We start from the raw sequence: 20,424 nt of genomic DNA on the forward strand, positions 1-20,424 counted from the left end.
CGGGGAAATTATGCCGAATCGTGATTTAACACGAGTGAATCAGAATATTCTTCCAATTGTCATTCGCTTTCATTTGACGCATTTAACAATTCACCACACAACACTTGCCCGGCGATTTAAACATTTCAATTCGATATTTCAGCGCGCTTGCGGGAGCTAACTAGTAAATCCGTATCGATATCCTTTCGATGCCGGGAATGCCCCGATTGGGCACGAATCCTATCGGGCCTTCGCGTCGCTCTGCTGTTGCACCAAAGCGCCCGCGCCTTCCATCGATTTCTCAAACGGCATGCGACGCGAATCAGCAATCGCTCGCGGATCAAACTTCTCATCGAGCATGACGCCCCAGATCTTGCGCATCTGCATGCCGATATTCCCCGCGTCATACAAGGGAAAGACAGCGGCTTCGCGCAGGAATTTTTCCATCGGATGCTGCTTGTCGAGCGCATTGACACCCATCACCTGAAGGGCGCGAAAGACCGTGGTGAACAGCGTCTCTCCGCAAAAGACCTTCGCCATCGCGCCGACGGCATGTCCGTCCGAATCGAACAGATCCAGGTAATGCGCGGACTTCCACGAGAACGCGCGACACGCTTCGATTTTCATCGCGATATCGGCAAGCATGTAGCCGACAGCCTGGTGGTGGATCATCGGCATGCCGCCACCGGCGCTGCGCGTCTTCGACCATTGCAACGCGAACTCATAAGCCGATCGAGCGACCCCGACGGCCGCGATGGCGGCAACCGGTCCTGACCATGTGAATGCCTTGCTGATGACGAGATCCCCATCGCCAACGGCGAAGAGATTTTCTTCGGGAACGCGGCAGTCCGTGAAGGTGATTGCATTGTTCTGACACAAGCGATGACCCAGCTTGGAGATCGGTTCACCATAACTGACACCCGCCGTTCCTCTCGGAACGACGATCGCACTGAGTCCTTTTTGCCCGCCCTTTGCAGGGTCGGTGCGGACGATGCACACGTTCACGTCCGCGCCCATCAAGTCCCATCCTCCTGCGTTGCAAGGCCAATACTTCTTGCCGTTCAGGACATACTCGCCCCGCGCCTTGTCATGCGTCGCGACGAGTCCGATACCCGCCGGACGCGCGCCGGGATGATCGAAGTTCGCCGTCCCCCCGGTTTCGTCGACCGGCTCGCTCACGGTCCATCCGGCGATGTATTCGCCGCGCGGATCGCTCGTTGCCTGCACCAACCACTTTTTCTTTTGAGCTTCCGAGCCGAACCAGACGAGCGGCATGAGAGCGAGACCGTTCACGAGCAGCACGGTTGCGAAGCCGGGATCGACTGCCGTTATCTCCTCGGCGACGATCTGCAGATCCAGATTGCTGATGCCCCCGCCACCATATTCACGCGGCAGGAAACCGGTAGCAAAGCCAAGCTTGTAACACTCGAGGTAAGCGCCCTTCATCAACACGAAGGCCTTTTGCGTGTCCCGCTCTTCGTCCGCTTTCTTGACCAAAGGCTGGAGAATCTCCACCGAGAATTCGCGGGCGTTTCGCTGCAACTTTTGTTGCGCGGCAGTCAAAGTGAAATCGATCGACATGGCAGGAACTCGAAATTTTTCAGGTTGCCAATCGGCGCGTCGCGCCGCCACATTTCATCGAAGCATAGTGCGCTGGGTTTGGTAGACAGCAAACTGCATCATTTCCGTGTGTGCGCAACAACTGCAAGTGCGACCTAGCCGGTTGCTGCCATGGGCTTCTGAAAATAGATGGACTCGTCGTCCATGGCCGCACGCGGGTTGAAGCTCTCGTCCGCGAGGACTCCTTTCACCCGGCTGCGCTGCATCGCCATGTTGCCGCCATCGAAGATCGGCAACAACGCGGCATCGTGGAGATTTCGATTAAAGCTGTATCGGTTGTCGACGTTATGCACGCCGACAATCTGCATGCATTTGAATACGCAATCGAACATGGTTTCCGTGACATTGATCTTGCACATCGCACCGAAGATTTCCGCGTGATGATCGTGCTTGTCCAGATAGTCCGCGGCACGCCACGCGAAATAGCGCGCGGATTCGATCTTCGCGGCGACCTCACCGAGCACATAGCCCACATGCTCGAATTGCCTGATGGGCGGAAGCGAGCGGCCCGAATATCGCTTCGAGAATCGCAGGGCCACTTCATAGGCTGCGCGTGCAACGCCGGCCGCCGCGATCGCTGCCACAGGACCGAACCACGCGAAATTCCGGTTGATGACCAGATCGCCCCTGCTTTCAGTCCCGCGAAGCAGGTTTTCAGCGGGTACAGCTGCGTTGTCGAATTCAATCAGCGCGTCCGTTGAGCTTCGATAAGCCTTGTGCGCCGGGAAACCGCAGCTCACGCCGGGCGTGCCGCGCTCCACGACGATTGCCGACAGCCCTCTCATGCAGCCAATCTCCCCTCCCGTGCGGGCGATGACGATCTGCGAGTTCGACCCCCGGCCATCCCATCCCGCCGCCGATGACCACTTTTTCCGGCCATTCAGGACATAGTGATCGCCGCGAAGCGTCGCCGTCAGTCCGATGCCGGCGGCCGTCAGCGGATTATCGAAGCTCGTTGCAGGCCGCGTCGCCGCGGGCGGTTCGGCCGCTGTCCACGCGGCGAGATATTGTTCATCGGAGTCCGAGGTGGCGGCACCTACAAAGCGACGCTTTTGCGCTTCATCCCCGTACCAGACGATCGGCATCAATCCGAGTCCATTGCACAGCACCGTGCAGGCAAATCCCGGATCGATTGCGGAGATCTCTTCGGTAGCGATCGTGAAGTCCAGACAGGACAGGCCCGCGCCGCCGTATGCCGCAGGCAGCATCGCGGTGGCAATACCCTGACGATAAGCCTCGATGTACGCAGGCTTGCGCCTGACAAATGCGCTGATCAGATCGAGTTCCCGGTCGGCGTCGGGAATCATTGACGCTAGAACGGATTCAGAAAATCTGCGTGCCTTCATCTGCACCGCTTTCTGATGGGCCGACATCGTGAAATCAATTGTCATCTGGCGCCTCCTTGAGGGACCGCAGGCAACAATGGTTGCTGCGCGACTCGGAGTGGGTCGGTGACATCAGCATAGGCAGGGCTTTTGACGCCATCAATTGTCAAAAGTGTCGAAAGCCTGGACTGTTACAAATTAGTTTTCGGTCAGGGCGTAGCGCATCTGGAGGGGCTTCTACGGAACAAAAAGCAGGCATGCGAACGCATGATTTGGTGCGAGCGCGGGCATCACGCAGACGTGGTGATCAACTGCTAAGGCGTGACGACTGATTGCGACCGGAAGAGATACTAGGCGAACGGCTTGAAGCGAAACTGGCAGGTATCGCTGCCGCGTTGCATGCAGGTCTGGTGCTCGACCTCCGTTCCCATGAGACCCGACAGGAACCCGATATCGAAGCGGCAAACTTCAGGGTAATCCTTCGTGAGGTCGTGATAGACGCAATTCGTGCATTCCACCCGGGACAGCTTCGACGCGCCTTCAGGATCGATTTCCGAGGCGCGAAAGCCCGCTTCGTTCATGATCGCGACGGTCTCCGTAATCCGCTCGGAACGCGTCTTCCCCACCAGACGCGGAATCAGGCTTGCCGAGGTTTTCATGCCCAGGTCGAACATATAGCGATCGAGTCGTTCGGGACCCAGCTCGCTGCGAAGCGTGGATACCAGCAAGGCCGAAAACCATGAATACTGTTTGGGGAATTGATTCGTCCCCTCCTGAGTCAGGATGTAGGTCTGAACCGGCCGCCCGCCGGTTTTTCGCGGTGAACCCTTCTGAATGAAATTGCGGCGTTCCAAAGCGATTAGATGCTGATTGACCGCAGTTCTGCTGATGCCGACCGCCGCGATGATTTCATCGACCGTCATGCCGTTCTTGTGTTCGAGGAGCTGGTCCAGAATCCCTTGCCGGGTGCCGGACATCGGATCGGTAGCCATAACGTTGGACGTCGGAATGAAGGGCGGCGCATAGCCTCGAACAAGAATACACCCCTCATCACGACGATACCAATCGGGATTCATGTCAAAAGGTACTCGAACACGTCGCGTCAACAGCCATGTCGCCCCCGGATAGCCGATGTATGAGTCTTCCGAAGGATCGCGAATGTATCGGGAACGCATCGGCGTGCTATCGCGTGTGCCCCGGCCGCCTACACCTTGGCCCCGGCCCGAGCGCGCTTCTTCGCCGCGGACGCCGACACCGCTGGCACCGCCTCGGCAGGTGTACGCTTGAAAAGCGGTGAACTAAGCGTCGCCGCGCCCATGTCCGCCGCCGCGCTCAACAGCGACGGCGCAAGTTCCTTCAGACGCGACTCCGGCAACCGGCTCGTCGGCCCCGCAAGACTCACGATGCCCACCACCTCGTCGGTGACGGGATTGCGCACGGGTGCGGCAATCGATGTCATGCCCGCCTCGTACGTCTCGATCGCAACGCCATAGCCGCGTTGCCGCGCACCGTTCAAATCCTTGAGGAATTGCTGAATGGTCTTCGGCGCACGCGGCGCATTCAGCGATTTCGACCCAAGGCCGCCCTGTTTCGACACCAGCTCGATGGCACGTTCATCGGACAGCGTCGATAGCCACGCCTGTCCGCTCGCGGTGCAATGCAGCGGAGGCTGGCTGCCCATGTCCGGGTCGTAGCGCAAGCCCGACTTCGCGCCCTGCGCCTTGCCGACAAACGTTATGTGGTCGTCCTCGACCACGCCCAGGCGCGCCAGCTCACCCGAGCTTTCCGCAAGCCGGTCGAGCACCGGCTGCGAAATATCGGACACGCCGCTCGTCGACAGATAGATCAGCCCCAGCGACACCAGCTTCAGCGCGAGCATGTACTCGCCGTGGTCTTCGTCCTGACGCACGAAACCTTCGTCGATCAGCATCGACAGCAGACGGTGCGTGCCGGAGCGCGGAATGTTCAGCGTGTCGGCGATGGCTGCGAGCGGCATGCGCCCGCCGTTCTTCGCCAGCAGTTCGAGCACTGCCAGCGCCCGCTCCAGATTGCCTGCCATAGTGGACTCTCATTTAAACTGTATCGCGCAAATGAGAACATGATTCCATAGTGGAATTCAAGCAGTTTCGCATGTCCTTCGCTGCGGGCGGCTAACAATCATTGCCCGCGCTCACGTCGCTGTCGCGTAGGCCTGTTCGATCACCGCCCGCGTCGCCTCATGCAGGCGGCGCGCGCGATCGACGGCACGGGTCGTCTTCGCCCAATGCTGCGTCGGTACTTCGACACTGACGGGCAAGTGCTCAGGCAACGCGCGCAAGATTCCAGCGAGATCGAGACCGCCTTCACCCGGAATCATCCGTTCGCAACGCGCCTGGAACAGCAAGGTATCGAGATCGGTAGGACGCTCAGCGGGTGCATCGCAGAATTGCACGTAACCAAAGTACTCACGCGGCAGTGCGCGCAATGCATCGAGCGAATCTGCCGCACGGTCGAAGTGAATCGGATCGATGATGAGGCCTGTGTTGCGCTTGCCGCTCGCTTCGACGATACGCGCGCCCTGCGCGATGTTCTTCACGTCGGTCCAAGGCATCGGCTCGAGCGAAGGCGTGAGGCCGAGCGGCGCCGCGATGTCGCACAGCTTGCCGAGCCGGTCGGCCATGCGCGCTTCGTCGGGATCGTTGCCTGCCACGAGCACGTAGCGCGCGCCGAGTTCGGCGGCTGTTTCGAGCATCGGCTTGTACGACGCCACGTCGGTATCGGGCTTCAGCCGCACAATCTCGACATCGAGCACGCGCATGCCCGTGTCCTTCAACACCGCGAGCGTCTCGCGTTTGAGCGCCGTATCGCCGACGATTTCATGCCGCACTTCGTGATCGGTCGCAGGCAGCAAACGCAGGCCGACGAAATCGTAGCCTGCATCAACCGCACATTGCACCATTTGCGGCGGCGTCAGTTCCAGCACGGTGAGCGCCGAAAGCGACAGCGCGCGCGCATGAGCCTGAGTCATCATGTCTCCTTTATCCAGTTCGTGTCCTGAGTTGCGTAACCGTTCAGCGCAGCGGAGAAAACGGCGCGGGCACGTAGATCGTCGATTCCATCGTCGTCAGATGCGCGGGTCCGCCCTTCGGCGGCCAGATGCCGTCCTTCACCGCTTCCGCGCGAATGCGCGAGCGTTTGTCGACGCCCGCATACGGCCAGATGTTCAGAAAGCGCGGCACGGTGCCGTCGAGCGAATACATCGCGCCGATCAGCGGGGAACGCTTTGTGCGCTCGGGCACGGCCTTTTCCCATGCGTCGATCGTATGCTGAAGGCTCGCGAGCTTCGTGCCATAGACGCGCATCTCGTAGATGCCGCCATGCATGGCCGGTTCGATGGGCGGCAGGAACGGAAAAAGCGCGTAGCTCTCCACCTTGACGTCTTCGACGAACTCGCCGCAGCCGAACGGATTACCTTCGAGCAGCAGACGCTTGCGCTCGTTGACGAGTGCCGCTTCCGACTCGAAGCCGCGCAGCACCATCACCTTGCCGAGCGCGCCGATGTCCGAATACCAGCAGCCGAGCAACGTCGAGCCGGGCTGATTGCCGCTCGCCTTGATGCTTTCGAACACCTGCGCGTTCGTGCCGATTTTTACCGTGAGCGTGACTGTGTCATAGAGTGTCATTGCGTGGTTCCTTGATGTGAGCTGGAAGAGCCGGTGCGCGTCGAAAGCTGCGCTGCACCAGCAAGAGAAAGTCCCGCGAGATAGCCGAATGTCATCGCCGGGCCGAGTGTGATGCCGCCGCTCGGGTAGCAGCCGCCCATCATGCTCGCGCTGTCGTTGCCGACCGCGTAGAGGCCGGGAATCGCGTGGTCGTGGCGATCGAGCACGCGGGCGTTCGCATCGGTGGCGAGGCCCGCGAACGTGCCGAGGCTACCCGGCAGCAGCTTGACGGCGTAGAACGGTCCGTTTTCGATCGGTGCGAGACAGGGATTCGGCTCGTGCGTCGGGTCGCCCTGCACGCGGTTGTACGGCGTGGAGCCTTTGTGAAACTGCGGATCGAAGCCGTCTTTCGCATACGTGTTGTAGGCGGCGACCGTGTTCGCGAGGCCCTGAGCATCGATGCCGCACGCGGCGGCAAGTTCAGCGAGCGTCGCGCCTCGCTTCAGATAACCCGAGCGCACATAGCTCGAAACCGGAAACGGAAACGGCTTCGAAAAGCCGAGCCCATAGCGGCGCTGAAAACGGTGATCGCAGATCAGCCACGCGCAAACCTCTGCGCCACGCGGCGTCGTGCCCAGCAACGCGGACATGAAGTCGTGATACGACGACGCCTCGTTGACGAAACGCTGTCCTGCGCGCGTGACGGCAATCACACCCGGCTTCGCGCGTTCGATCAGATGCGCAAACGCCACATCGCCGCCGCGTTGCGGCACGAGCGAAACGGGCGCCCAGGCCGCGGGCGCATCGAGCGCATCGTTGAAGCGCCCGCCAATCGATTCCCCCAGGCGGATGCCGTCGCCCGTATTCGCGCGCGGCGCCGCCGACCAATGTTCGTTGCCCGAAGGGGTATAGGCAAACGTGCGCGCGCGCCGCGCGACATCGTGTGGAAAGCCGCCGCATGCGAGCACCACGCCGCGCGACGCACGCACTTCATGCACCACGCCGTCGATTTCAACACGCGCGCCCGTGACGCGCGCGTCGTCGCGCAACAGCCCAATTGCCTTCGCACGCGTGCGCAGATCCACGTTGCGATCTGCCGCCGACTTCAACAGGCGCGCCACCAGTGCATTACCGTTGACGAAATGCATCGAGCGTCCATGACGCAGCTTCTGCCACGCGAACGCAGCCAGCCGCCGCGTGACGTAAATCGCGGACTTCACGGAGCGCGTCGCGCGATAGAAGTGCGCGAGGTCCTGCCCCGACGCCAGCGCCATGCCCTTGATCGTCATCACCGACAGCGGTTCGCGCAGCTTGTGGATCAGCGGACCGAGTTCCCTGCCGTCGAACGGCATCGCGCACACTGAGCGGCCGCCCGTCGCCGCACCGGGTGTCGTGTGGAAATCGGGAACGCGATTGCCGTCGACGAAGCGCATCGCCGTGTGCTGCTCGAAGAACTCGATCATTTCGGGTCCGCGCTCCAGCAATGCGTCCGCCTTGTCCGCATCGAACTGCGCGCCGAGTTCGCTTTTCAGGTAAGTGCGCGGCGCGTCGATGTCTTCGCAGATGCCCGCGCGCGTCGCCAGCGGATTGCGCGGAATCCACATCCAGCCGCCCGACCACGCGGTCGTGCCGCCGAATACGTCTTCCTTCTCCGCAACCATCACGCGCAAACCCTGCGCCGCCGCCGTCACGGCAGCCGACAGCCCACCCGCACCGGAGCCCAGCACCAGCACATCGCATTCCAGTATCGCTTCACGCTTCATCTTCGGCTCTGCTCTTCCAGAAACTATGGAACTTACTTTCTTTGTGGAATACTATTCCACAAATTGCGATCTTGCAAAGTTTTTATGGCGACGAGGAGAAGGGACATGCGAGTACTGGTAACGGGTGGTAGCGGCTTTCTGGGCGCGTGGATCATGCGGCGGCTGCTTGCGCACGGCATCGAATGCGTTGCGTTCGATCTGCAGGCGAAGCCGCGATTGCTGCATGCGCTGTCGCCGGAACAGGCGGACACGGTCCAATGGCGCACGGGCGATATCGCGCAAGCCGCCGACGTTGCGCGCGCGCTGGACGGCTGCGATGCCGTGATTCATCTCGCGGGCATCCTCACGCCCGATTGCGCGGCCAACCCCGTGCGCGGCGCGCAGATCAATCTGATCGGCACGCTGAACGTATTCGACGCAGCGCGCGCGGCGGGTCTGCAGCGCGTGCTCTATGCAAGCAGCGCCGGCGTGTTCGGCCCCGACGACGGCGCGACGCCATATCCGCAAACGCACTACGGCGCATTCAAGCTCGCCTGCGAAGGCTCGGCGCGCGCGTACTGGAATGACCACGGGATCGCGAGCGTCGGTTTTCGCCCGCTGGTCGTGTATGGCGCGGGACGCGAGACGGGATCGAGCGCCGGTCCGAGCCTCGCGTGCCGGGCGGCCGCGCGCGGCGAGCGCTACACGATGCCGTTCACGGGTTCGACGGGTTTCGTGTACGCCGACGACGTAGCTGCCGCTTACGAGGCGGCCTTGCTGCGCGATGTGGAAGGCGCCCATGCGTTCACGCTCGCGGGCGAGATCGCTTCCGTGCAGACGGTGATCGACGGAATTGCCTCGATCGTGCCGGGTGCGCGCATCGATGCCGCTGGTGCTTCGCTGCCCATCGCGACTGCGTTTCCGCACGATCCCGCTCTGGAGCGCCTGCTGCCTGGCCTGCCGCAGACCTCGCTCGAAGCAGGTCTGCGGCAGACGGTAGCGTTCTACCGTCTGCCGCACGCCTCGCATCAATAACGATAACCCGACCTCAAAGCGCCGGCGCGACGGGCGCGCGCGCCGCCACGGCCCGATGCACCGCAAGCGTCGCGGCCAGCGTGCGCGCGGCGTCCTCGACCGAACACAGTGGCGCTTCCTCACGCGCGATCACGGCGGCGAAGTGGCGCAACTGCTCGTGATAAGGATCGGCGCTGTGCGGCGTGCTGCGCTCGACGGTCAACGGTTCGTGCCAGCCTTTGCGCGAGCGGTATTCCCACACGTCGAGTTGCGGCAGCGTAAGCGAAGCATCGGTGCCAATCAGAAAATGCGTGTTCACCTGCTGGCGCGGATAGTGTGCCGCTTCGCCCGCCGCAAGGTCCCAGTTCCAGGGTGCCGCCGCGCAGTCCGAAACGGCGAGTGTGCCCAGCGCGCCGCTAGCGAAGCGCAGCAACACGGCAGCCGTATCTTCGACCTCGAAACCCCGCACGGCATTCGACGTCAGCGCCTGCACCTCGACGATGTCGCCAAGCAGAAATCGCATGATGTCGATGTCGTGGATCAGATTGATCAGCACGGGCCCGCCGCCCGCGCGTCGCCGCCATTCGACGTCGAAATAGGCGTCGGGCTTGTAGAACGTCGCGAGCGCGTTCGCGGTGACGGGCGTGCCCAGCCGCCCGGACACGACGATTTCCTTCGCGCGCCGCAGGATCGGATTGTGCCGTCGATGATGCCCCACTAGCAGCGGCACATTCGCGTCGCTGGCTGCGCGGCTCAGTTGTTGCGCCGCTTCCACATCGTCGGCAACGGGCTTTTCGATCAGCGCGGGAATGCCGCGCGTTATGCACGCGAGCCCCACGTCGACATGCGTCGCATTCGGTGTCGCGACGATCGCGCCTTCGGGGCGGACTTCGTCGAGCATCGGCGTGTAGTCGGCAAACCAGCGCAGCCCTTCCTGACGCGCGAATTCGCGCGCGGCAGGCGACGGGTCCGCAATCGCAACCACTTCGGCCTGTGGGTGCAGCCGCGCCCGTTCCATGTGCATCCGTCCGATTGCGCCCGCGCCGATCACCGCCAAACGTCTCCTTGCCATTTCCTTCCTCTCCTCAGGTTGAACACAGGGTCATTCAAGGGCTTCCAGGTGAATACCCGGATTTTATGAAATACACTTTGATTGTTGAATACTATTCCAATTAAAACTACAGTTCATCAAAAGTTTCAATCATCGAAAGTTTGCGAACGGATACGGACAGGAGCGGAGAGACATGAAGGACGAAACCAATCAACCCATCAACCATGAAACGCAAAGCACTGGCATGACGCGGCGCGCGTGGCTCGCCACCGCGGGCAAGACGCTGGCGAGCGGCGCGGCCGTGCTGGCGGCACCCGCGATCGTGCGCGCGCAAGGCGAGCAACCGCTCAAGCTGGGCCTGCTGATGGCCAAGCAGGGCGTGTGGACCGAGCAGGGAGAAGTGATCGCGAACGGCGTGAAAATGGCGCTCGACGATGCGAACAACCAGGCGCGTGGCCGCCGCGTGGATCTGGTCTGGTACGACGAGCCGAATCCTCAGTCGGCGCAGCAGAACATGCAGAAGCTGATCGAGCAGGACAAGGTCATCGCTGTGATCGGCGGGACGAATAGCGGCACGTCGCTGGCGATGTCTTCCGTCGCGGCCCGCACGAAGACACCCTATATCGCGCCCAACGCCGCCGCGCGCGAGCTGACGGGCAGCAGCTGCAACCCGTACACGTTCCGCGTGCTCAGCCCGACGCCCGTCACGTGCCGCGCGCTCGCGCCGTCGTTGCTCGCGATCGGCAAGAAGTGGCACTTCCTCGTCGCGAACTACGCGTATGGGCAGGATATCCAGCGCTCGATGTCCGAGTTGCTGAAGCAGTCGGGCGGCACGATCGCGGGCGCGGATGTGACGCCGCTCAACACCACCGACTTCAGCTCGTTCATCCTGAAGATCCGCCAGTCGAAGCCCGATGTCGTGCTGCTCGGCCTGCCGGGCGGCGATCTCTCGACCTTCCTCAAGCAGTACGCGGAAATGGGCATGAAGGACAAGATTCCCGTTGCGTGTCCCATCATCGGCGATTCGGATCTGTGGTCGATCAACGTGGATGCGGCAACCGGCTACTACGGCAAGCCGTGGCACTACAGTTCGCCGGGCCATTCGCCCGAAGAACTCACGTTCATCAAAAAGTACACGGCGAAGTACGGCAAGCCGCCCGCCGACAAGGCGTGGATCGGCTGGTTCACGACGCGCGCGCTGCTCGCGGGCGTCAACCAGGCGAAGAGCACATCCGGGCCGGACATCGTTCAGAGCCTGGAGACCGTGCAGTTCGGCGACAGCAGCGGACCTGCCTATTTCCGCCCGTGGGATCACCAGATGTTGCGTCGCTGGACCGTCTTCAAGGTGAAGGACCACATCACCGACAAGTGGGACTGGCTCAACCAGGTATCGGCCGTCCCGCAGAACCCCGCCGAACTCGACAGCCTTTACGGCACGAAACAGGAAATCGGTTGCACGATGGCCGCGCGGTAACGCGCGGCGAACTCTGCTGCGGCGTCGGCGGGCCGTTGCGTGAATCTCATGCAGCGGCCACTTCGGTTCCGCAATTTCCTGCGGTTATCTGCATTCAGCTGGAGTACAGGCATGGCAGAAATGGTGTTGTCCCAGATCGCCAATGGGTTGGTGCTGGGCTTTCTCTACGTGTTGCTCGCGATCGGTCTGTCGATCATCTGCGGGCTGCTTGGCATCGTCAACTTCGCGCACGGCGCGCTGTTCGCGCTTGGCGCGTACTTCGCGATCGCGCTGTCGACGCAGTTCGGCTGGGCTGCCGTGATCGTCGCGCCCGTCCTCGTCGCGCTCGCGGGCATGCTGATCGAAGTGATTTTCATCCGGCGGCTTTACGGCAAGGAGCCCTTGCTCGGACTGATCGTGACGTTCGCCCTGTCGCTACTGCTGACGGCGCTGATCCGCCTGGTGTGGGGCGCGGGCGGCCTGCCGTTCAGTCCGCCTGCGGCGCTCAGCGGCTTTCTCGTCTACGGGCCGCTGCTTATCACGAAGTATCGTCTGTTCGTGCTCGCCGCGACGGTCGCGATTCTGCTCGCGCTGTGGTGGTTCATGAAGTTCACGCCCTACGGGCGCATCTTGCGCGCGGGCAGCCGCGACCCCGAGATGGTTGGCCTGCTCGGCATCAATCTGCCGCGCGTGCTGACGGGCGCGTTTGGTCTCGGCGCATTGCTCGCGGGTGCAGCGGGCGTGCTCGCCGCGCCGCTGCTGACCGTCACGCCCAGCATGGCGACGGCAGCCGTGATGCCTGCCTTCGTGATCGTGACGATCGGCGGTCTGGGCTCGTTTGCGGGTGCCGTCGTCGCGGGTCTGCTGGTCGGCGTGGTGACGGCCCTCGCCGTGCAGTTCTTTCCGGAGGGGTCGTCGGTGGCGATGTATGTCCTGATGGCACTCGTTCTGCTCGTGCGTCCGCGCGGGCTGTTCGGCGAACGCTGGGAGCGCTTCGAATGAATGTCAAACTGTTGACCCGGCACCCCGTCGCGCTGCTGACCACGTGCCTCATTGTCGTCTCGATCGCGTTGACCGCGACCGGCACGCCGCTGGAACGCGCGACGCAGATCGCCATCTACACGCTCTACGGAATGGGCGTGAATCTTCTGGTCGCGTATACGGGCCTCGTACCGTTCGGCGCATCGGTGTTCTTCGGCACGTCGACGTATCTGGTCGCGATCTCGCTGCAACGTCTGATCGGCAACGAAATCGTTGCGCTGGCCGCGAGCGTGGTCGTCACAGCCGTGATGGCCGCATTGATCGGCGCGATCGTGCTCAAGCGGCGCGGGCTGTATTTCTCGCTGCTGACGCTCGCCTGCTCGCAGATCGCGTTCGAAATCGCGTTCAAGTGGACCGATGTCACGGGCGGCGAGAACGGCCTGCAAAACGTGCCGCGCCCGACCTTCGCGACGACCACGGGCTTTCATGTGTTCGCGTGCGTCACGGTGATCGCCGTTGCGTATGGCCTGTGGCGTCTCGTCCATGCCCCATTCGGGCGCGCGTTGCAGGCGCTGCGCGACAACGAGCAGCGTGCCGCGAGCCTCGGCTATGACACGTACCGCCTGACGCTGTACGCGTTTGTGATCTCCGCCGCCGTGATCGGTTACGCGGGCGGGTTGCTGTGCCTGATGCTGCAAGGCGCGTATGCGAACAACCTCAGCTGGGAGCACGCCGGCGACAGTCTGCTGATGACGGTGCTGGGCGGCGTACACCAGTTTCTCGGGCCGCTGTGGGGCGCGATTGCGTTCATCCTGCTCGAAGACAAGTTGAGCAGCCTCACCGAACACTGGTGGCTGATGTTCGCGCCGATCATCATTGCGTTCGCGTTCTTCTCGCCCGAAGGCATTCAGGGTCTTGCGCAACGGCTGCTGCGCCGGCCGCGCTGGACGCTCGTGCGCGACACCATTCCCGCGCGCCCCGAAGTGATCGCGCCGTACCGCGCGAGCCGCATCGACATGAATCCGGATGCGCCGATTCTCAGCGTGCGCGGACTGTCGAAGCAATTCGGCTCGCTCGTGACGGCCGACAAGGTCGACCTCGACGTCTATCCGTACCAGCTGCACAGCTTCATCGGACCGAATGGCGCGGGCAAGACGACCTTCTTCAACATGCTGACGGGCGTGCTGCCGCCATCGTCGGGCACGATCACGTTCGACGGCAGGGACGTGACGCGGCTCGCGATGTTCCGCCGCGTGCGGCTCGGCATGAGCCGCTCGTTCCAGATTCTCAGCGTGTTTCGCAACCTCACCGTGTTCGAGAACGTGCGCGTCGCCGTGCAGGCCGCGCAGCGCGAACGGCTCGGCTTGTGGCGCGACGCCCATACGCTCGACATGCAGAATGCACGCGCCTGGTCACTGCTCGCAGCCGTCGGTCTCGTCGAGCGCGCGGCGGCATCTTGCGAGAGCCTCTCGCATGGCGAGCAGCGTCTGCTCGAAATCGCGTTGTCGCTCGCGACGCAGGCCCGTCTGCTGCTTCTCGACGAACCGCTCGCGGGCCTTGCCGAAGCGGATCGCGCAAACGTCGCGCGCATTGTGCGTGAACTCGCGAATCATCACGCGGTGCTGTTGATCGAGCACGACATCGACCGCGTGCTGACGATCTCCGATCGCGTCAGTGTGCTGCATCGCGGGCATCTCATAGCAGACGGCTCGCCTGCCGACGTCGCTGCGCATCCTGAAGTGATCGAAGCGTACATGGGTCACGCAAAGGGCCAGCGCCCCGTCGATGCGCGTCTCGCCGAACGCGTCGCGCACAAGCGCGACACACCGGCGAGCCGGCGTGCGCTTCTGCAACTGCAAAACGTGAAGGCGGGCTACGCGGGCAACACGATCCTCGACGGCATCGACCTCACGCTGCATGAAGGCGAAGTGATCGCGATTCTCGGACGCAACGGCGTGGGCAAGACGACTGCGCTGCGTGCGGCAACTGGCGTCGCACAGATCAGCGCGGGCACCATCACGTTCGACGGACACGACATCACGTCCAGACCGATGCACGAGATCAACCGGCTCGGCCTCGCGATGGTGCCCGAAGGCCGCCGCCTGTTTCCGAATCTGACCGTCTACGAAAACTTGCGGCTCGCCGCGCGCAAGGGCGGCGCGAGCGTCGACGAGATTTACGCGCTCTTTCCTCGGCTCGCGAACCGCAAGGACGTACGCGCCGAACATCTGTCGGGCGGCGAGCGGCAGATGGTGGCTATCGCGCGTGCGTTGATGGCGCCCGCCAAAGCGATCCTGCTCGACGAACCGTTCGAAGGCCTCGCGCCCGCTGTCGTGCAGGAAGTGCTCGACGCTGTCGTCAAGCTGCGCGAGCGGGCAAGCGTCGTTATCGTTGAACATCAGGCCGATATGGTGTTGCCTATCGCCGACCGCGTGTATGTGCTCGTCAACGGCCGCGTCGCTTATGAAAACACGGCTGACGCGCTCGCTCAGGACAGCGCGACGCAGGCCAAACTGCTCGGCATCGTGCATGACGATGCCCGTTCTACTCTGGAGGTGAAAACAGCATGACCCAAACGACTGCAACGAACGTCGCCGTATCGCTCGACGAGGGACTCAGCGGCGCGACGCGCGTGTACTTCATTGTCGGCGATCCCATTGCGCAGGTGCGTTCGCCCAAAGGCGTGACGGCGGCAATTCGCGAAGCGGGACGCGACGCGCTCGTGGTCCCCGCGCATGTCTCGCCGGACGACCTCGCGGCATTCTTCGCTGGCGTCGTGCCGATGCGCAACGTCGACGGCGTGATCATCACGGTGCCGCACAAGTTCAGCGCCGCCGGCTTCTGCTCCAGTCTGTCCGATGAGGCCGCGTTTCTCGGCGCGGTGAACACGCTGCGGCGCACGGCCGATGGCGGCTGGCACGGCGGTATGTTTGACGGCACCGGGTTCGTGGCCGCGCTCGAGGATGCGGGCTGCGATCTGCAAGGCAAGCGCGCGTTGCTGATCGGCGCAGGTGGCGCGGGCTCGGCCATCGGCCATGCACTCGTCAGTGCGGGCGTCGCTGCCCTCGACGTGCGCGACAACGATACGGCGCGCACCCAATCGCTCGTGACCCGGCTTGCCGCGATGCAACGCGGCGCCGTGCAGGTCGCGGCGGCCAATGTCGAAGCCGAAACGTTCGACGTCGTCGTCAATGCATCGCCAATGGGCATGCGCGCCGACGATCCGTTGCCCATCGACGTGTCGCACCTGCCCGCTTCCACGTTCGTCGGCGACGTCGTCACGAAGCCGCCGCTCACGCCGTTCATCGAAACGGCACGCGCGCGCGGCTGCAAGACCGTGACGGGCACGCAGATGTTCGCGCGCGTGTGCGACCGCATGGTCGAGTTTCTGCTCGACACAAAAGCATGAGCGGCATGAGCACGGCGCAGCGAGTCGCCATCGTCACGGGCGGCGCGGGCGGGATCGGCCGCGCGATCGCGGCACGGCTGCAACGCGACGGCATGCGCATCGCGCTGTGGGACCTCGATGCGCATGCGGCGCGTGAAGCCGCCGACGCGCTGTCTAACGGCAAAGACGGCGCGGCCATCGGCATACACGCGGACGTGACGGACGAAGCCTCCGTCGCAGCCGCGCTCAAGACGACGCTCGAACGCTTCGGCGCGCTGCATGTGCTGGTCAACAGCGCGGGCACGACAGGCCCGATCTCGACCGTCGCCGACAGCGCGCTCGACGCATGGCAGCGCTGCATCGACGTCAATCTTCGCAGCGTGTTCCTATGCTCGCGCGCCGCCGTCAAACCCATGCTCGACGCGGGCTTCGGCCGCATCGTCAATCTCGCGTCGATTGCGGGCAAGGAAGGCAACCCGTCGATGTCCGCGTATTCGGCGGCCAAAGCCGGCGTGATCGCGTTCACGAAGTCGATGGGCAAGGAACTGGCGCTGACGCCGGTGCGCGTGAACTGCATCGCGCCTGCGGTGATCGAGACGCCCTTGCTGCACCAGATGACCCCTGATGCGCTCGCCGCAAGTCTCGCGAAGATCCCGATGCAACGCGCCGGAACGGCCGACGAAGTCGCGAGCCTGGCCGCGTGGCTGGCATCGGGTGAATGCTCGTTTTCGACGGGCGCGGCCTTCGATCTGTCCGGCGGACGCGCGACTTATTGAACGTCAGTCCGGACACAACCCAGCAAGTACGAAACGCGACAAGGCATCAGAGGAGACAGTACACATGAATTCAGGCAGCAGCATCCATTGGGACGAAGAAGTCGATGTGCTCGTGTTCGGCGCGGGCGCGGCGGGCATGACAACCGCGTTGATCGCGCATCATGAGGGCCTGGACGTTCTCCTGTGCGAAAAGACCGAGGCAGTCGGCGGCATCACGTCGACGTCGGGCGGCACGACCTGGGTGCCGGGCACGCAACTGAGCGTCGATGCGGGCGTGCCCGACAGCGTCGACGACGCGCGCCGGTTTCTGCAATCGGTGGTCGGCGAACGCGGCGGCGACGAAGCCCGCGAAGCCTTCCTGCAAAGCGGTCCGCTCGCCGTCGACGAATTGCAGCGCATCAGCGACGTGAAGTTCGTCGCAGCGGCCGCGCATCCGGACTATGTGACGGGGCCGGGCGCGGCATTCGGCGGCCGCGCGCTCGCGCCCTTACCTTTCGACGCTCGCGTGCTGGACAAGGATTTCGCGCGCGTACGTCCGCCGCGTAAGGAATTCATGGGCCTGGGCGGGATGATGGTCAATCGCAGTGACCTTGGCGCGCTGCTCAATCCGTTCGGATCGTTGAGCAATTTCAGGCGCACCGTCGAAGTGGTCGGCCGTTATGTAATCGACCGCATGCGTTTTCCGCGCGGCACGCAGCTCGTGATGGGCAACGCGCTCGCCGCCCGGCTCTTCTATAGCCTGCGCAAGCGCGGCGTGGCCGTGCGCTTCGAAACGCCGCTCGTCGAACTGGTTCGCGAGCAAGGTCGCGTGACGGGCGCCGTGGTCGGTTCGCGTGACGGTAAGCAATGGCGCATTGGCGCGCGTCGCGGCGTCGTGCTCGCCACGGGTGGCGTCACGCGGCACCCTGCGCTGCGCAAACAGTTGTTTCCGGCTGCCGCACAACCGCTGTCGCTGTCGCCCGACACCCACACGGGCGACGGCGTCAGCAGCGCGCTCGCCGTCGATGCGCGACTCGAAAACGGCGGCGACAGCCCCGGGCTCTGGATGCCCTGCTCGATTCGCCGTGCGCCCGGCGGCGACGATAGCGTGTGGCCGCATATCATCCTCGATCGCGCGAAGCCGGGCCTCATCGCTGTGAACAGCCGGGGCGAGCGGTTCGTCAACGAATCCAATTCCTATCACGACTTCGTGATGGGCATGTTGCGCGACGACGGCCATGGCCCGAGCGTGCCGGCGCATCTGATCGTCGATGCAGACTTTATCCGCGACTACGGTCTTGGCCTGCTGATGCCGGGGCGAAGCCGCGCGCGTATTGCGGAGTTCGAGCGCGCCGGGTATCTGGTCAAAGGCAACTCGCTGGCCGCACTGGCGGCGAAGTTGAACGTGGATGCGGTGGGGCTTGCGCGCACTGTCAATACCTACAATCGCGATGCCGCATCGGGCAACGACCCTGCCTTCGGCCGCGGTTCCAGCCCGATGAGCCGGTTCAACGGCGACGCGGCGCAGAAGCCCAATCCGTGCATCCGTCCGTTGGGCAAAGGTCCGTATTACGCCGTGACGGTATGGCCAGCCGACCTCGCGTGCAGCGCAGGACTGAGCGGCACTGCGAACGGCCAACTGCTCGATGCGAACGGCAACGTGATACCTGGACTCTTCGCGTGCGGCAACGATCTGGCTTCGATCTTTCGCGGCACGTATCCCGGACCCGGCACGACGTTGGGCCCGGCAATCGTGTTCGGATGGCGCGTTGCGAAGTACATCGCGGGTAAGCTGGATGACGCCGCTTCAAATAGCCGGACGCATTTGGATGCCTGCGTGGAAGCGGCACACCGATAAACGCGCGGGTCACGCGTCTTCATGAAACAGGTTGTCCGACTATTGCTGGATATAGCGTGATACGGTCGCCGGCAGCGGGTGACGCCACAAGCAAGCATCACCCTGGTGTCAGCGCAATCAATGCTGGCCGTAGTCAAGCGTCGCCGGATCGGTCCTGCCGAAGCTGAGATAGAAGGGATTCACGAGCCCCGTTCGCGGGTCAACGAAGGTCGAATAGCCCAGCGTAAACAGGTTGTAGCGTCTCACCTCGCCGTACTGCGGCGCGTTGCCGGGATCGGGGTCGTTCGTCACCGGCACGTAAAGCGCCCCGTCCGGCCCGAATACGAGCGATAGCGCAATGGCGCGCGGGTGGTGCCGATCCAGATCGATACGCTCGAAATGCTCACGGTCGAATGCGTTCCAGCGATGTCCGTCCCTGTGCGTTGCATGCGGGATAATCAGGATCTTGTCTGAATCCCATCCCTCGTATTTCACAGGATCCTGGCGAAGGCTAGTCACGTAGAGATCGCCATCGCGCCCGAATGCGAGCCCCTCTGGCCGTTGCAGATCGTTCGTGTTCTTGCTGCATTCGATGGAATTGGATATCAGCACGTCAACGAAAACCAGGCGCCGCGGATCGAATCGCACGACGCCGCCGCCACACGGATCCGGCAGGTTGCGGAGCGTCACGTATAGCAGGCCATCCGGTCCGAGCACGATGCCACGCGGATGAAACTGCGGCCCGGTCGTGCCCGGATGATCGATATTCGGGTCGAGATTCTTCACGAACTCCGCCTTGTGCCCGTCGATCCTGAACGCGAGGAGCGCGCCCGTCGGTCCGGGTGTGTCGCCGAGATCGGCGATGAACAGAATGCGCCCTGCTCTGCCCATGTCGACCAGCACGATTCCGCGCGGCGCATAGGGGCCGTGCTTATCATCACGCGAGATGAGCGGCGCGATGAAATGGCCGTCGCTGGCGTCATAGCGAAAGATCTCGCCGTTGAAGGGCTGGCCGATATTCTGATTCGACACGAGCACTTCATTCCAGCGCTGGTCGAAGATGATGCCCGTCGGTCCGCGCAACCCTCCGCTGCCCGGCTTGATGGACCGGTCGGGCAGATACTGGCCGGATCGTGCGTCATAGAACCGTACGTCGTTGGCAGAGGGAGCAGGATCGGTTACGGCAAGCACGTCGGACGAGCGGCCTGTGCGCGTGTCGTCGGCCAATGCTTGCGGTGCTATGGCGACCTGCGCCGCCAGCAATAGCCCAAGACCGGATGCGAAAATATTGTTCATGACTATTCCTCGGTATGACTAACTAATTATGGAGTCAATACATCAAGGTATTGAAAAGACGGATCGATGGCTAACCGGCCGTGAGCGGTGATTGAGTCGCACGAATATCGCACGAATAATTCGGGCAAAAATCGCCCTCACCCGGCGTATTGACGACGGTGCAATGCGAGAGAATATTCAACGGGTGTGCGGCGCCGTTATATTGACTTCACGCTTGGACGCAACCTTCATGACTGCATCAGCAGGTTATTGTCATGGTTTGCATGGGTTGCCGTAATCGCGCCGTAACTCTATTGATAGTGCAGATAGCTTAGGAAACAAGAGGTTTTCTTCACTGTCTGT

General features: G+C 62.9%; 16 protein-coding genes. 7 read left to right on the plus strand and 9 right to left on the minus strand.

The genetic code is table 11. From position 1 onward, the window contains the following. Positions 1 to 219: 219 nt before the first annotated feature. From BLT65_RS26990 to BLT65_RS27020, 7 genes are all read right to left on the minus strand, one after another. Positions 220 to 1,560, minus strand: a complete 1,341-nt coding sequence (locus BLT65_RS26990) for an acyl-CoA dehydrogenase family protein (protein ID WP_042309526.1) — start codon at positions 1,558 to 1,560, stop codon at positions 220 to 222. 134 nt (positions 1,561 to 1,694) lie between these two features. Next, positions 1,695 to 2,990 carry an acyl-CoA dehydrogenase family protein gene (locus BLT65_RS26995; RefSeq protein ID WP_091783097.1) on the minus strand — a complete coding sequence of 432 codons (1,296 nt, stop codon included), beginning with the start codon at positions 2,988 to 2,990 and terminating at the stop codon, positions 1,695 to 1,697. A gap of 284 nt (positions 2,991 to 3,274) precedes the next feature. Further along, positions 3,275 to 4,000, minus strand: a complete 726-nt coding sequence (locus BLT65_RS27000; protein WP_244186631.1) for a helix-turn-helix transcriptional regulator — start codon at positions 3,998 to 4,000, stop codon at positions 3,275 to 3,277. 128 nt (positions 4,001 to 4,128) lie between these two features. Then, positions 4,129 to 4,983 (minus strand): IclR family transcriptional regulator, encoded by an 855-nt coding sequence (locus BLT65_RS27005; RefSeq protein WP_091783104.1) that lies wholly within the window; start codon positions 4,981 to 4,983, stop codon positions 4,129 to 4,131. Positions 4,984 to 5,094: 111 nt separating this feature from the next. Further along, positions 5,095 to 5,931, minus strand: coding sequence for a sugar phosphate isomerase/epimerase family protein (locus BLT65_RS27010; protein ID WP_091783107.1), 837 nt, complete (start codon positions 5,929 to 5,931; stop codon positions 5,095 to 5,097). 43 nt (positions 5,932 to 5,974) lie between these two features. Further along, positions 5,975 to 6,586, minus strand: a complete 612-nt coding sequence (locus BLT65_RS27015; protein ID WP_091783110.1) for an NIPSNAP family protein — start codon at positions 6,584 to 6,586, stop codon at positions 5,975 to 5,977. After that, on the minus strand, positions 6,583 to 8,328 hold the full coding sequence (locus tag BLT65_RS27020; protein ID WP_091783112.1) for an FAD-dependent oxidoreductase: 1,746 nt from the start codon (positions 8,326 to 8,328) through the stop codon (positions 6,583 to 6,585). Before BLT65_RS27020 ends, BLT65_RS27015 begins: the two co-directional genes overlap by 4 nt. 105 nt (positions 8,329 to 8,433) lie before the next feature. Here BLT65_RS27020 and BLT65_RS27025 point away from each other — a divergent pair, with 105 nt between their 5' ends. After that, positions 8,434 to 9,342, plus strand: a complete 909-nt coding sequence (locus tag BLT65_RS27025; protein ID WP_091783115.1) for an NAD-dependent epimerase/dehydratase family protein — start codon at positions 8,434 to 8,436, stop codon at positions 9,340 to 9,342. Between the two features lie 13 nt (positions 9,343 to 9,355). On the opposite strand, the gene BLT65_RS27030 is transcribed toward BLT65_RS27025, so the two are convergent. Continuing rightward, positions 9,356 to 10,393: a Gfo/Idh/MocA family protein gene (locus BLT65_RS27030; protein ID WP_091783118.1), complete on the minus strand. Its 1,038-nt coding sequence runs from the start codon at positions 10,391 to 10,393 to the stop codon at positions 9,356 to 9,358. Positions 10,394 to 10,565: 172 nt separating this feature from the next. Between BLT65_RS27030 and BLT65_RS27035 the strand changes: the two genes are divergently transcribed. The 6 genes from BLT65_RS27035 to BLT65_RS27060 all read left to right on the plus strand — a co-directional run bounded on the left by BLT65_RS27035 (position 10,566) and on the right by BLT65_RS27060 (position 18,807). Then, positions 10,566 to 11,846, plus strand: a complete 1,281-nt coding sequence (locus BLT65_RS27035; protein WP_091783121.1) for an ABC transporter substrate-binding protein — start codon at positions 10,566 to 10,568, stop codon at positions 11,844 to 11,846. Positions 11,847 to 11,957: 111 nt separating this feature from the next. Beyond that, positions 11,958 to 12,827 (plus strand): branched-chain amino acid ABC transporter permease, encoded by an 870-nt coding sequence (locus BLT65_RS27040; RefSeq protein ID WP_007584162.1) that lies wholly within the window; start codon positions 11,958 to 11,960, stop codon positions 12,825 to 12,827. Continuing rightward, on the plus strand, positions 12,824 to 15,376 hold the full coding sequence (locus BLT65_RS27045; protein ID WP_091783125.1) for a branched-chain amino acid ABC transporter ATP-binding protein/permease: 2,553 nt from the start codon (positions 12,824 to 12,826) through the stop codon (positions 15,374 to 15,376). The genes BLT65_RS27040 and BLT65_RS27045 overlap by 4 nt, the downstream gene beginning before the upstream one ends. After that, a complete protein-coding gene (locus BLT65_RS27050; RefSeq protein WP_091783128.1) occupies positions 15,373 to 16,215 on the plus strand; it encodes a shikimate dehydrogenase family protein in 843 nt (280 codons plus the stop codon). The genes BLT65_RS27045 and BLT65_RS27050 overlap by 4 nt, the downstream gene beginning before the upstream one ends. A 5-nt stretch (positions 16,216 to 16,220) precedes the next feature. Further along, positions 16,221 to 16,970 (plus strand): SDR family oxidoreductase, encoded by a 750-nt coding sequence (locus BLT65_RS27055; protein ID WP_091783213.1) that lies wholly within the window; start codon positions 16,221 to 16,223, stop codon positions 16,968 to 16,970. Positions 16,971 to 17,034: 64 nt separating this feature from the next. Further along, positions 17,035 to 18,807 (plus strand): FAD-dependent oxidoreductase, encoded by a 1,773-nt coding sequence (locus BLT65_RS27060; protein ID WP_091783132.1) that lies wholly within the window; start codon positions 17,035 to 17,037, stop codon positions 18,805 to 18,807. Positions 18,808 to 18,924: 117 nt separating this feature from the next. Here BLT65_RS27060 and BLT65_RS27065 read toward each other — a convergent pair whose 3' ends face one another. Further along, positions 18,925 to 20,082 carry an NHL repeat-containing protein gene (locus BLT65_RS27065; RefSeq protein ID WP_091783135.1) on the minus strand — a complete coding sequence of 386 codons (1,158 nt, stop codon included), beginning with the start codon at positions 20,080 to 20,082 and terminating at the stop codon, positions 18,925 to 18,927. Between the last annotated feature and the right edge of the window lie 342 nt (positions 20,083 to 20,424).

It is taken from the genome of Paraburkholderia steynii (assembly GCF_900100565.1).
GTDB lineage: Bacteria > Pseudomonadota > Gammaproteobacteria > Burkholderiales > Burkholderiaceae > Paraburkholderia > Paraburkholderia terrae.

Coding starts and splice junctions, on each gene's coding strand:
- BLT65_RS27020 (WP_091783112.1), bottom strand. CDS start 8,328: ATGAAGCGTGAAGCGATACTGGAATGCGATGTGCTGGTGCTGGGCTCC.
- BLT65_RS27040 (WP_007584162.1), top strand. CDS start 11,958: ATGGCAGAAATGGTGTTGTCCCAGATCGCCAATGGGTTGGTGCTGGGC.
- BLT65_RS27000 (WP_244186631.1), bottom strand. CDS start 4,000: ATGAATCCCGATTGGTATCGTCGTGATGAGGGGTGTATTCTTGTTCGA.
- BLT65_RS27005 (WP_091783104.1), bottom strand. CDS start 4,983: ATGGCAGGCAATCTGGAGCGGGCGCTGGCAGTGCTCGAACTGCTGGCG.
- BLT65_RS27060 (WP_091783132.1), top strand. CDS start 17,035: ATGAATTCAGGCAGCAGCATCCATTGGGACGAAGAAGTCGATGTGCTC.
- BLT65_RS26990 (WP_042309526.1), bottom strand. CDS start 1,560: ATGTCGATCGATTTCACTTTGACTGCCGCGCAACAAAAGTTGCAGCGA.
- BLT65_RS27045 (WP_091783125.1), top strand. CDS start 12,824: ATGAATGTCAAACTGTTGACCCGGCACCCCGTCGCGCTGCTGACCACG.
- BLT65_RS27035 (WP_091783121.1), top strand. CDS start 10,566: ATGAAGGACGAAACCAATCAACCCATCAACCATGAAACGCAAAGCACT.
- BLT65_RS27025 (WP_091783115.1), top strand. CDS start 8,434: ATGCGAGTACTGGTAACGGGTGGTAGCGGCTTTCTGGGCGCGTGGATC.
- BLT65_RS27015 (WP_091783110.1), bottom strand. CDS start 6,586: ATGACACTCTATGACACAGTCACGCTCACGGTAAAAATCGGCACGAAC.
- BLT65_RS26995 (WP_091783097.1), bottom strand. CDS start 2,990: ATGACAATTGATTTCACGATGTCGGCCCATCAGAAAGCGGTGCAGATG.
- BLT65_RS27055 (WP_091783213.1), top strand. CDS start 16,221: ATGAGCACGGCGCAGCGAGTCGCCATCGTCACGGGCGGCGCGGGCGGG.
- BLT65_RS27050 (WP_091783128.1), top strand. CDS start 15,373: ATGACCCAAACGACTGCAACGAACGTCGCCGTATCGCTCGACGAGGGA.
- BLT65_RS27010 (WP_091783107.1), bottom strand. CDS start 5,931: ATGACTCAGGCTCATGCGCGCGCGCTGTCGCTTTCGGCGCTCACCGTG.
- BLT65_RS27065 (WP_091783135.1), bottom strand. CDS start 20,082: ATGAACAATATTTTCGCATCCGGTCTTGGGCTATTGCTGGCGGCGCAG.
- BLT65_RS27030 (WP_091783118.1), bottom strand. CDS start 10,393: ATGGCAAGGAGACGTTTGGCGGTGATCGGCGCGGGCGCAATCGGACGG.